This is a genomic window from Pseudoalteromonas sp. SG43-7 (genome assembly GCF_014164295.1).
Lineage (GTDB): Bacteria > Pseudomonadota > Gammaproteobacteria > Enterobacterales > Alteromonadaceae > Pseudoalteromonas > Pseudoalteromonas rhizosphaerae.
Map to the genome: position 1 here is coordinate 21,132 of NZ_JACJEY010000024.1, position 12,254 is coordinate 33,385.

A 12,254-nucleotide genomic window follows, 5' to 3' on the forward strand; every position below is an offset into this window, starting at 1 on the left:
TCATTTGCAAAAAGTGTCAGCATCAATGTGTTTGCAATCCCTTCCAAGTCAATCATTAACTTAGTTGAGCAAACTAGTGATGCATTAAAAAAAGAAGGGATCATGAGTTTTTATGAAAAAGGTAAGCCAGTGCACGCTACTTTGTATTTAACTGACTTTGTTGAAGGCTCAGAAGAAGACATTAAACGTGCTGTAAAAAGTATCACCGAGCAACATCAAGAGTTTGCTATAACAGCGCAAGGTTTTAGTGTTACGCAAAGTAATTGGGCATTTATTAACTTACAGTATTCGCCTAAGCTGCAAAGGCTAGCAGATGAAGTAACAATGGCGATTGAGCCATTACGCGATACAAATGCCACAATCCCTAGCTGGGTTAAAAACTACCCCAACAAATTAACGGCATTTGAGCGCTATGGTAGCCCCAATGTATTTCAGAACTTTCAGCCGCATTTAACATTATTAGCTAACGAGAAAAGCCCTAAGCTCGTTATTTTAAATAAACAAATGCAAGCCCACCCGCCTGAAGCGCAGGGTAAAATAATCGGCATTGGGATTGGCATTTCAGACCCGTTTGGCCAACAGAAACAAGTGATTGCAGAATACTTTTTTAATAACGATAAAAACTAACTTATTTTTATCGTTATTGTTTTACTAAGTAGCGTTTCAGTAGACGGGTATTGCGGGTATTTGCTTTAAAGTAAGCGTCAAAAATATCACCGACAAGCGGAATTAGGCCACCAAAAAAATCAATCAACATATTTATTACGATACGTAATTTTATACGCTTACTAACTCCTAGACGCTGGGCTTCAAATAGAATATAGCTAGATAAAATTAGCCCAGCTAGATCTCCAATACCAGGCAGAATACCGATCAGTGCCTCTACGCCAAACTTAAACCGAGTAAAAGGAATGCCAATACTGCTGTCGGTAAAGCGACTAAACCTTTCTAGCCGCTTTAATGTATCTTGGTGTGATAGCTTAATCTGTTCCATACGTCCTCATAACCTTATCGCTTGGCAAGTTACTTTAAGTAACATCAACCCCTGCTTCATCGCAAGCAACAATATCAGTTTCTTTTAGCGCTTCGGTGATCCACTGTTGTAATGTAGGGCAACTTAAAACATGCTGACAATAATGCTCCGCCAAAGCTGAAAGTGAAATTTGGTAGGTTTTTAACCTAAGTACTACAGGCGCATACATAGCATCTGCGATACTAAACTCACCAAACAACCACGCATTTGGGTAACTACGTTGTTGCTGGCTGAATATTTCATCAATGCGGCTAATGTCTTTTTTAGCCGCCGCAGATAACTCAATTAGGCGAGTTGCACGAATATTCATTGGCATTTCATTACGCAGCGCCATAAAGCCGGTATGCATTTCAGCGCTTAAACTGCGGGCTGTCGCTCGCTGCGCAGTATCAATAGGCCAAGCTGTATTTGATAAATAAGCATCATTGATGTATTCACAAATTGCCAATGAATCCCATACCTGCAAGTCGCCATCGACTAAGGCGGGTACTTTCTGTACTGCAAAACTGTTTTTAAGCGTTTCATAAAACTCAGGGGTGTCTAATACGAGTTGTTTCTCAGTAAAAATAACATTGAATTTACTCATTAAATACCATGCTCTAAGCGACCATGTCGAATAGTTTTTATTACCGATAAATAATTGCATTTGCATTCCTTAGTAGTGTTTAATATCCCTAATATAGAGCAGTAGTAAATTAATTACTTACCAATAGTTTTTATACAATACATAAATAAAATTGATAGATGAGTTAAATATGGATTTAGACGCCCTACGTACTTTTTGCGCTTTTGTTGAAACGGGCAGCTTTACTCGCGCTGCTCAACAAGTATGCCGCACCCAATCGGCAGTGAGCATGCAAATGAAAAAGCTCGAACAAGAGCTGGGTAATCCATTATTTATCAAACAAGGCAGGCAGCTTGTACTATCGTCAAGTGGCGTTCACTTAGCCAGCTACGCAAAACAATTATTAGCACTGCATGATGAAGCCTATAAACAACTTAAAACCGGTGGTGGGCAAACTCGCGTGCGCTTAGCATGTCCTGACGATTATGCAGGCACAGTATTACCTAAAGTTGTGGCTTTATTACATAAACATATACCGCAACTTGATTTACAAATCAGTTGCGCGCCGACCAACCAGCTCAAAACACAGCTAGATCAAGGCTTGCTAGACATGGTGATTGCGACGCGCTCGCCCAGCTCTGAAGAAGGTTATTTTTTACAATCAAGCAAAGGTGTGTGGGTTAAAAGTGCCGAATTTAACTATCAATCCGCTATGACCCTGCCGGTTGCAATATTTCAACGAGATTGTAAATTTCATCAAGCGGCTATTGAAGGGTTACTAAAGGCTGAACGCCCATTTAACATTGTTGCTTGCTGCGGCTCGCTCAGTGCGCTCACAGCATTAGTAAAAGCCAATCTAGCCGTTGGTGTGATGGCTGAGGTAAGTAACACTCAGGAGCTGGTGACGGTTACTGACTCAACTCTGCCGCCCTTGCCCGTTATTGATATCGTGCTATTACACGCTAACCACGCTCATAACCCGATAAAACGAGAGTTAGTAAAGCTAATAGCAGCAGACTATGCACTTACCTTGTGAATCTTGGGTTTTAAAGACTATCGCAGCCTTACTAAGGTGCGTTTTCGCTTTGGCTCAGTAAGATATAAAAGTTGCGTATTATCGTGTGAAGCATTAATTAACATATTGCCTTTCTCGTTCGCAATATGGCGTATTTCTGAGTGAGCGCTTTGTAAATCAAGCATATTAAGCTCATAACCATCTTCTTGCTCTAAGGTAATACTCAACGTTTGCTCATCGACCGCCAGACCAATAATATCACTATCATCTGCGTGCCATACTTGAGCAAAATTGCCATCTTGATCGAGTCGAAATACCTGTTTGTTATTTGAAAAATAAATCTGATCGTGTTTGTCTAAAGCCATTGCATAACAAGCCAGCCGCTCTCCTTGGCCAGTGAATGGCGATAAACTTAATGTTTGCATGTCTAATTTTGCTGGGTGAAATGTAACGCCATCGTCAGCGCGATATGAAACCAAGATCGCATCTTCATTATAAAACTTCTCTCTGAGATAAAACGAATGATGATGGTGGGCTATTTCTTGATAATCGCCACTTTTTAAATCAATTCGAAACAGTTTATCTTTGCTTGCGGTGATCACTTCTTCGCCATTTTTTGACCAAACAACCCCAAACAGTTCTTCATTATTAAGGTTTGCAAAAATCAGCGTTTGTTTACCTTGCTCATATAAAAATAGCTGTTTTAAACCAAAACGATGGGATTCAAAGACAAACTTAGTTGAATCAGGTGAGAACACCGGTAAAAAATCAACCGACGAGGTATCGACAAGCTTTTCATACTGCTGAGGTGTTGCACTAGTTGCACTAGTTGCACGCAAAATATCAACATCAATATTTACAAGCTCCATCAATATCTCCTCACCAGATGGCGTGAATGCAGCATCTCGAATAACTTGATAATTATTAAAGGCGATATCAGTTAAGTTGCCCTGACGATCAATAAGTAATAGATTACTTGTGTTGCTTATCAGCAAGTATTCACCACTTGGGTGCCAACTAAGCCCCTGAATACCATCTTCAATAACGGCAATTGTTTTACTGCTATTATCCGTTAAATTCAGTATTTCAATACGGTAGTTATTTTGTCCTGCTTCATAACCAAGCGCTAGTTGCGTTTGATCTGGCGACAACGCATGTAACTTTAACCAGTCTTGACCCATTGAGGCTTTGATTACCTGTTTTTGTTTAGTTTCTATATTGACGGTCGAAAGCTGCGTATCATTTTTATGTTTTCGTCGCTCAATAAAATAAACCTGATTGTTATTAGTCCATTGTAATTGCTGGCTGGTAACTAAATATTCTTTAAATTCCAGTACGTTGGCGTAATTTAAACTCGTTAGAGTTATCATGTCTAAATTAAAATACGCTAATTGGCTAACATCATTTTGTTTTTCTATAAAAGCCAATGCGCGATTATCCGGACTCCAGCCTAGACTATAGTAGGTCGATGGGTGCTGGGATAATTGTACCTCTTTACCTGTCGTTAATTCTTTTAGCCAGATATGCTGATTATCATTGTCACCGCGAACAAATGCTAAATAATTGCCGTTATTAGATTGCGATTGAGAGGATTCATTGGCTTCATTTGATGTTACAGGCACCAACGCAGAGAAATCAGTTTTAACAACCTGCGTTGCAAATGCGAACCAACCACCAACCAAACATACAATTGTCACGGCGATAAAAGCCAACAACGGCCACTTTACACAGTGAGAACGTGTTTGTTCGTTAAGCTCAAGGCAATAACCCCGTTTCGGGTGGGTAATGATGAATTGTGGATTTTTAGAATCTTCATTTAATGCTTTCCTAAGCAGTGCAATATTGCGTTGCACATTACTTGGGCTAAACACTGAATTAGGCCACACAGCTGCAAAAATTTCTTCCTGGCTAACCACATTGCCCCTATGAGAGTACAAAAATTGGAGCACATCCATAACCTTAGGTTCGACAATTTGTACGCCTTCAGCTGAGGAAATTTTACCACGGCTAACATCGACGTCAAAATTCCCGATTCGAAACCTACCCACTTACAACTCCAATAAATTCATACAAATCATAGATTAAGATTTTCTTAAGATAAACTCAAGGGTTATTACATTGCCGCATTAATTAGTTCAGTTAATGGTTAGGCACCATTTACTAAGTAATAAAAAAGATGCAACGGATATTATCGACATTCATTATTTTTGTGAGCGCGTTTCTACTCTTTCAAATTCAACCTATCTTATCGAAAGAGCTACTACCCGAGTTTGGCGGTGGCGCTTCGGTTTGGTCAACCAGCCTATTTTTTTATCAAAGCATGCTGTTACTCGGCTATTTATATGCTCATTTGTTAAGCCGTTATCAGCTCAAACGACAATTATTTATACACACATTGTTAGTGGCTGTATCGAGCATCATTACTTTTAACACAATTGAAGTCAGTCTATTTTTATCACTAACACCAGCGTGGTCAGTGATTGCTAAATTGTTTTTACAGGTTGGCTTAGTCTTTATGTTACTAAGTGCCACCAGCGTACTATTGCAGCGCTGGTATATTGAATCGACCGCTATGACTGTACCTTATCAATGGTATTCGCTTTCGAATCTGGGTTCACTACTTGCTTTGCTGAGTTACCCATTTATTTTTGAAGTTTTATTTTCAATCGATGAGCAAAAGAGCTATTGGACAGTGGGGTTATTTGCATACTGCATACTGTTATTGTGCCTAATTTATGTATTATTTAGTAATGGCAGTATCGCTGATAAAGCTATTACTAAGTCAAAAACGACTTTGCTCGTCAAACCTAATTGGCTGTGGATTGTGTTCTCAGCAACCAGTTCAATGATGTTGATCGCGACAACTCAGATGATCAGCATCAACATCCCGCCTATGCCTCTGATATGGGCTTTACCATTGGTAATATATTTGCTGACCTTCAGTTATGCGTTTGCATCCGCAAAAAGCTATAATCGCGCCCATTGGACGTACTTATTAATATTTAGCGCATTCGCAGGGCTGATGATGTTTTTCCTTGGCAGCCAATTTAATGCTTTAGCTCAACTGGTGATCTACAGCTTTATTTTATTCATTGTTTGTATGATCTGTCATGGTGAACTTCGAAAACTCGCGCCAGATGGCTCACTGCTTACTGTATTTTATTTATATATCGCTTTAGGAGGAGTGATCGGCAGTTTACTCAGTGCCTTAGTCGCACCGCTACTGTTTGAACAAATAACAGAATTCATTGTGGCGTTAGCTGTAGCGCTTTCATTATTTATATACACGCTACTCACCCAGACGACGAAAACGTCCTCTTGCTATACAATAGCTTTACTGGCTACGCTGGTTATTTGGGGCACAGGATATAGCTATCTTTTTGTTAATTTTAATCAATACAACTTAGCGTCTGAGAGAAATTTTTACGGTTATGTCACTGTCAAAGACATTACAACGTCTGATCTTGCTGAACGACGCCTAATCGATGGCACAACGATTCATGGCTCACAGCCACTTAATAAACAAACTGAACTCACAAACAGCTATTACCATCACCATACTGGTATCGCTAAATCATTGTCAGCATTAAAAAAGCAACAAGATTTAAATATAGGTATTATTGGTTTAGGTGCTGGAGTTTTAGCAAAGTTTGGCGATAAGTTCGATAAAATCCGCTTTTATGAACTTAACCCTGCGGTTTATAACATGGCCATGAATTATTTTTCATATTTAACAGATAGTCCTGCACGCATTGATGTGGCTATTGGCGATGGCAGAATCACCTTAACTGAAGAGCAAAAAAATAATGCACCGTTAATGAATGCGTTAATTATTGATGCTTTTTCAAGTGATGTTATTCCTACCCATTTACTGACTGAGGAAGCTTTTCAGTTATATTGGCAGCGACTAACAAAAGGCGGCTTATTAATTATCCATATATCCAATAATCATATTGATTTGATGCCAGTGCTCCAAGCTCACAGTAAGCGCTTCGATAAATCTCTGATCAAATTTAACTATAGCGGTACGCAGTTAGGCTCACAATGGGTCGTAATGACGAATAACCAAGCATTTTTAAATTCGATAGCCATGACAGACTTATCACCGATAACACCTTATTCAACAGTACATTTGGCGCAATGGACAGATCAAAAACACAGCCTGATCCCGCTCCTGAAACTTTGATGTCTATCTTAAAATAACCACAACAAAAAAGCGCGATTAACATCGCGCTTTTAAATAATTCTAAATGCTTTTAACTAAACCCTAAACAGAGCCATTTATTGGCCCATGCTCATGATGAACATGCGGGTTTTGACCACGTTGACGTAGTAAATGATCCATTAAAGTAATGGCCATCATCGCCTCGGCAATCGGGATTGCACGAATGCCAACACATGGGTCGTGACGGCCTTTGGTGATCATCTCAACCGATTCATTACTCGTGTTAATACTATTACCGGGGATCGTAATACTTGATGTCGGTTTGAGTGCAATTGACGCGATTATATCTTGCCCTGTAGAGATACCTGCAAGCACCCCACCGGCATGATTTGAGGTAAAGCCATCAGGGGTTAACTCATCACGATGCTCAGAGCCTTTTTGCTCAACCACATCAAAGCCGTCGCCAATTTCAACGCCTTTTACTGCGTTAATACTCATCAGTGAGTGGGCAAGTTCTGCATCAAGGCGGTCAAATACCGGCTCACCTAAACCAACAGGTACATTCTTAGCCACTACTTTTACCTTCGCGCCGACTGAGTCACCTTGTTTTTTAAGGTCGCGCATATAGTCGTCAAGCGCGTCTAACTTGCTTGCATCTGGGAAAAAGAAAAGATTATTTTCAACTTCATCCCAATCGTAATTTTCAGCTTTAATTGGCCCAAGTTGACTCAAACACGCACGTACTTCAATACCATGAAATTGCTTTAGATACTTTTTAGCAATAGCGCCTGCGGCAACACGAATAGCGGTTTCGCGAGCAGATGAACGGCCACCACCGCGATAATCGCGTAGGCCGTATTTATGCCAGTACGTGTAGTCACCATGACCTGGGCGAAATACGTCTTTAATTTTGCCATAATCTTGTGAACGTTGGTCGGTATTTTCAATTAATAAACCAATACTGGTGCCGGTGGTTTTACCTTCAAAAACACCCGCTAAAATTTTAATTTGATCGCTCTCACGGCGCTGCGTAGTGTAACGGCTTTGCCCTGGCTTACGACGATCTAAATCGATTTGTAAATCTGCCTCAGTGATTTCAAGACCTGCGGGCGTGCCATCCACAACACCGCCTAAGGCGACGCCGTGGCTTTCGCCAAAGGTGGACACTTTAAATAACTGCCCTATGCTATTACCTGCCATTAACTTTCCTCATTCCTAATGACTACTAAGTACCGAGCCTGAGGCTCGGCTTTGATTTTTGTGGTGATCAGTCTGCGAAATATGCAACGAGTTGTTTTTTGCTGATCACAAATACGCCAAATCCACCTTGCTCAAACTCAACCCATTCAAAAGGCGCATTTGGATAAAGAGCATCCATGTGTACCATAGAATTACCAACTTCGACAAATAACAAACCGTTGTCAGTTAGATGATCGGCCGCTTCACTCAAAATAGTACGGGTTACATCAAGACCATCATGGCCTGATGCCAAGCCAAGCTCTGGCTCATGGTGGAACTCACGCGGTAAATCAGCCATATCTTCGGCGTCTACATACGGAGGGTTTGCCACGATCAGGTCATATTTCTGCCCTGGTACACCGCTGAATACGTCGGATTGAATAGGTAATACACGGTCACTTAACTGATAATCTGTGATATTGATATCAGCAACTTCGAGTGCTTCATAAGAAATATCAACGGCATCAACCTGCGCTTCTGCAAAAGTTTGTGCTAATGCAATCGCGATACAACCAGAACCGGTACATAAATCTAAAATACGATTTACCGATTCAGGCTCAGCTAGCCAAGGTGAAAAGCGATTATGTATTAACTCTGCAAAAGGTGAACGTGGGATCAATACGCGCTCATCGACATAAAATGGCATATTAGCAAACCATGCAATATTAGTCAGATAAGGTACTGGCGTGAAATCATTTATACGTTCTGCAATTAATCCCGCAAGGCGGTTTTTTTCGGTGCTAGTTAACCGGGCATGCATTAATTCTTTTGGTGCATCAATGGGTAAGCTTAACGCGGGCAGTAACAAGTTGACTGCTTCATCCCATGCGTTATCAGTTCCATGACCAAAGAAAATACCACTGCTGGCAAATTGACTCGTGGTCCACCGTAGCCAATCGTGTAACGTTGACAGTTCTGCTACAGCTTCATCTAAGGTTGCTTCTTCTATTAATAATTCGCTCATATTCGTTATCTACCTGCTGCTTTAGAAAATATCAATTCAATCGAGGCGCAATTAAGGCCCCATGATTGCCCTATTGTAACGCTTTTTTACACAGTTTTTACTCTGTTTTCACTCGATTTCTAGCGTTTTTTTGTTTAGACTGCCGCTATGAAAAAAGATCCTCTCTCAAACGCAGATATTAGCCCTGACGACATCGATATGTTTCGTCAAAGTATTAATGGTGCCCGTGTATTTAAACAAGACACGCATCGCTTTGCTAACAAACCTAAAATCTCACAAGCTAAGCTGTTTGCCCAGCAAAAAAAGCAACATCAGGCAGAATTTTTCTTTTCTGATGAATATGTGCCAGATATTGATACCAACGGAACGGTTAATTATGTGCAAGACGGTCAAGATCGTTTTTTAGCAAAGCAGTTACGCCGAGGTGACTTTGTACCTGATTTAACCCTTGATTTACATGGTTTAAATAAGGAGTTGGCAAAAGATGAACTCGCAGGACTGATCCATGAGTGCAAAAAGAAGCATTACTACTGTGCGTGTGTAGTACATGGTATTGGTGGACATATACTCAGACACAAAGTGCCGCAATATTTAGTACAGCATCCAGATGTCATAGCAATACACCAAGCGCCACTTGAATACGGTGGTAAAGGTGCAGTACTTATTTTAATAAACTTACCACAAAGTGATGAATTTAGACGCTAAGCGTTAACGTTATCCCTATTTCAAGGCAACAGTGCAGTGCATATTTTCTCTATCATCTTTCCGCTGATTTTCATTGTTGCGCTTGGTTTTAGTTGTTGTAAATTAAAGTTTTTTGAACAGCAACACATTGCAGGGCTAAGTAAGTTTACTTTTTACATTAGCCTGCCAGCATTTTTATTTTTAAATATGTCGCAAATCGATTTACAGCAAAGTATTAGTTTATCGGCCTTTCTGAGTTTTTATATTCCTGTACTGAGCGTATTTGCCTTAGGTATTTTGGTTGACCGCTGTTATTTAGCTAAGCAAAAAAATTATCAACAACACAGTGTATTTGGCTTAGCGTCGAGTTACTCAAACATGGTGTTGGTGGGCATTCCTATCATCATCGCATCCCTTGGCAAAGAAATGATCGCCATCGCTTTTATGATCATTACCTTTCATAGCACATTGCTGTTTGCACTCACCTATTTAATCGGCGCAAAGGGCAGCGAACACGCATTTTCATGGTCAAGTTTTGCTAAGAGCATGGTACTGAATCCGATTGTATTGAGCATCGGCTGCGGGCTAATATTAAATGTCAGCGGCATTGTTTTGTTTGATAACCTAGCAAAGAGTTTAGAGCTTTTAGCGACCCCCGCCATTGCCTGCGCGTTATTTGTATTAGGCGCCAACTTAGCGTTTTACAAAATTGCAGCTAACTGGCAACCCGCATTAATCGCCTCGTTAATGAAGATTTTGTTACTTCCTGCTGGGGTATTTTTAATCGGTGCATACGCATTTGAATTAGATAGAGAGATTATGAACGTGTTAGTGCTATTAAGCGCCTCTCCTGTTGGTGTAAATGCTTACCTTATTGCCAGTCAAATAGGTCAACATCAGGTGACATTAGCCGGTGCAGTTGTACTGTCAACGGTTTTAAGTGTGATTAGCTTTAGTTTTTGGTTATCGGTATTGCTTTAACCTTTACAAACCGCCAGCTACATCAACAAAGCTACCTGTGGTAAACGATGCCTGCTCAGAGGCTAAAAAGTAAATTGCAGCGGCAACTTCCTCAGGTTGTCCACCTCGACCCAATGGCAGCTTGTCTTTAAGACGCTCCACCCGATTTACTTCACCACCATCGCGGTGCATATCGGTGTAAATTAATCCTGGGCGCACTGAGTTAACACGAATACCTAACTTGGCTACTTCTTTGGCTAAACCAATGGTTAACGTGTCCATTGCTCCTTTAGATGCGGCATAATCAATATATTCATTTGGTGAACCGGTTTTAGCCGCTGCCGATGATACATTAACTATACTGCCGCCACTGGGCATTCGCTTAATCGCTTCACGGGCACATAAAAAAGCGCTTGTTACATTGGTGGTTAGCACTTCATTTATACGCGAGGCTCCCATCTCAAGTAATGGCATTTGCGGTTTCAAAATACCTGCATTATTTATAAGCACATCTAATTTGCCAAATAACTCATCTACTTTTGTAAACAGGGTCAGCACTTGCGTTTCATCAGACACATCGGCTTGCACTATTTCGGCTTTTACAGCAAAGCCGCGTGCTTGATCTGCTATTTTTTCTGCGCTGTGTTGATCCGTTTTATAATTAATACAAACATCATAACCGTGACGAGCAAAATAAATTGCGGTTGCAGCACCAATTCCTCGGCTTGCTCCGGTTATAAGTACTACTGGGTTAGATTTCATTGTCTGTCCTTATCTATACAAAATAATATACGCCACATAAACCAATTTAAATTGTTCACAAACTAAGGGCATCATATTACTACGTTCAAATTTAGTTTCGGCAAGTTCCCGCTGATAATACGTCCAGTGCACTTTTCGCCAATAGTGAAGACTTTTATCTCCTTCACCTTCTAACGCCGCATATTCAGCGGTTATTTCGTTGTAAGGCACGATTGCGACATTCGTTGTTTCAATAATCCCTAAAGGCTCACCATGCCAGTTAGTGAAAATGGCTAAATCACCTACTTTGGGAAGCGCTTCTTTACTATGCTCAAACCAATAAAGTGATGTTGTAGTTGCTTGCTTTATGCCCTTTAAAACCAGTGCTGCACATTCATCGGCATCAATTTGATTATCACAAAAGTGCCAAACCGGGAGCTTTGTGATTGAACGACTGTAGGCGTAATTAAATTCATTTATAAGTCGTTCAATTGCTTGGGGGTTACTTGATTGCAGCAACAACTGAAATCTCAACTAACAAAGCATCGCGGGCCATTTTAGCTTCCACGCAGGCACGTGCGGGCGCATGACCTGCTGGTACCCACGCATCCCAAACCGCATTCATATCGGCAAAGTAATCCATGCTTTTTACATAAATAGTGGCGCTGAGCATATGCTCTTTTGAACTTCCAGCCTCATTCAAAAGTAACTCAACTTTATCAAGCATAGTTTGCGTTTGTTCGGTGATGCCCTGCTCTGCGTCAGCACATACTTGGCCACATAAGTACACCGTACCATTGTGCTTAACGATACGACTCATGCGAGTTGCGGTTTGAATACGTTCAATTGTCATAAAATTGTCTTTGCTAAATTAGTGTGTCGCTAATT

Annotated in this window: 13 protein-coding genes; 5 read left to right on the top strand and 8 right to left on the bottom strand. The window is 40.7% G+C overall.

Annotated elements, in window-relative coordinates:
• The first annotated feature begins 27 nt into the window (after window positions 1-27).
• Entirely contained in the window at window positions 28-627 is a 600-nt protein-coding gene (locus H5200_RS12335; RefSeq protein ID WP_310736561.1) for a DUF1045 domain-containing protein, read from the top strand.
• Between the two features lie 13 nt (window positions 628-640).
• On the opposite strand, the gene H5200_RS12340 is transcribed toward H5200_RS12335, so the two are convergent.
• Window positions 641-994, bottom strand: coding sequence for a DUF4112 domain-containing protein (locus H5200_RS12340; RefSeq protein WP_145240395.1), 354 nt, complete (start codon window positions 992-994; stop codon window positions 641-643).
• A gap of 34 nt (window positions 995-1,028) precedes the next feature.
• Window positions 1,029-1,679, bottom strand: coding sequence for a glutathione S-transferase family protein (locus tag H5200_RS12345; RefSeq protein ID WP_145240393.1), 651 nt, complete (start codon window positions 1,677-1,679; stop codon window positions 1,029-1,031).
• Between the two features lie 109 nt (window positions 1,680-1,788).
• On the opposite strand from H5200_RS12345, the gene H5200_RS12350 reads away from it, so the two are divergent.
• On the top strand, window positions 1,789-2,634 hold the full coding sequence (locus tag H5200_RS12350; protein ID WP_182761597.1) for a LysR family transcriptional regulator: 846 nt from the start codon (window positions 1,789-1,791) through the stop codon (window positions 2,632-2,634).
• A gap of 17 nt (window positions 2,635-2,651) precedes the next feature.
• Here the strand turns inward: H5200_RS12350 and H5200_RS12355 are convergent, their stop codons facing one another.
• The gene (locus H5200_RS12355) at window positions 2,652-4,661 is read right to left on the bottom strand and encodes a winged helix-turn-helix domain-containing protein (protein WP_182761598.1); all 2,010 of its coding nucleotides are present in this window, start codon (window positions 4,659-4,661) and stop codon (window positions 2,652-2,654) included.
• A 128-nt stretch (window positions 4,662-4,789) separates the two neighbouring features.
• Between H5200_RS12355 and H5200_RS12360 the strand changes: the two genes are divergently transcribed.
• Entirely contained in the window at window positions 4,790-6,799 is a 2,010-nt protein-coding gene (locus H5200_RS12360; RefSeq protein ID WP_182761599.1) for a fused MFS/spermidine synthase, read from the top strand.
• Window positions 6,800-6,880: 81 nt separating this feature from the next.
• On the opposite strand, the gene aroC is transcribed toward H5200_RS12360, so the two are convergent.
• Window positions 6,881-7,978 carry a chorismate synthase gene (gene aroC / locus H5200_RS12365; protein ID WP_145240385.1) on the bottom strand — a complete coding sequence of 366 codons (1,098 nt, stop codon included), beginning with the start codon at window positions 7,976-7,978 and terminating at the stop codon, window positions 6,881-6,883.
• Window positions 7,979-8,045: 67 nt separating this feature from the next.
• Window positions 8,046-8,981, bottom strand: a complete 936-nt coding sequence (gene prmB / locus H5200_RS12370; protein ID WP_145240383.1) for a 50S ribosomal protein L3 N(5)-glutamine methyltransferase — start codon at window positions 8,979-8,981, stop codon at window positions 8,046-8,048.
• Window positions 8,982-9,128: 147 nt separating this feature from the next.
• On the opposite strand from prmB, the gene smrB reads away from it, so the two are divergent.
• Both smrB and H5200_RS12380 read left to right on the top strand, forming a co-directional pair.
• Window positions 9,129-9,686, top strand: coding sequence for an endonuclease SmrB (gene smrB / locus H5200_RS12375; protein ID WP_145240381.1), 558 nt, complete (start codon window positions 9,129-9,131; stop codon window positions 9,684-9,686).
• Window positions 9,687-9,722: 36 nt separating this feature from the next.
• Window positions 9,723-10,646, top strand: a complete 924-nt coding sequence (locus H5200_RS12380; RefSeq protein WP_182761600.1) for an AEC family transporter — start codon at window positions 9,723-9,725, stop codon at window positions 10,644-10,646.
• 3 nt (window positions 10,647-10,649) lie between these two features.
• On the opposite strand, the gene H5200_RS12385 is transcribed toward H5200_RS12380, so the two are convergent.
• Genes H5200_RS12385 through H5200_RS12395 form a run of 3 tightly spaced genes read right to left on the bottom strand, consistent with a single transcriptional unit; the run spans window position 10,650 to window position 12,219 of the window.
• Window positions 10,650-11,387, bottom strand: a complete 738-nt coding sequence (locus tag H5200_RS12385) for an SDR family oxidoreductase (protein ID WP_182761601.1) — start codon at window positions 11,385-11,387, stop codon at window positions 10,650-10,652.
• Window positions 11,388-11,396: 9 nt separating this feature from the next.
• Window positions 11,397-11,888 carry an ASCH domain-containing protein gene (locus H5200_RS12390; protein ID WP_182761602.1) on the bottom strand — a complete coding sequence of 164 codons (492 nt, stop codon included), beginning with the start codon at window positions 11,886-11,888 and terminating at the stop codon, window positions 11,397-11,399.
• A complete protein-coding gene (locus H5200_RS12395) occupies window positions 11,869-12,219 on the bottom strand; it encodes a RidA family protein (RefSeq protein ID WP_149983028.1) in 351 nt (116 codons plus the stop codon). The genes H5200_RS12390 and H5200_RS12395 overlap by 20 nt, the downstream gene beginning before the upstream one ends.
• Window positions 12,220-12,254: the final 35 nt, after the last annotated feature.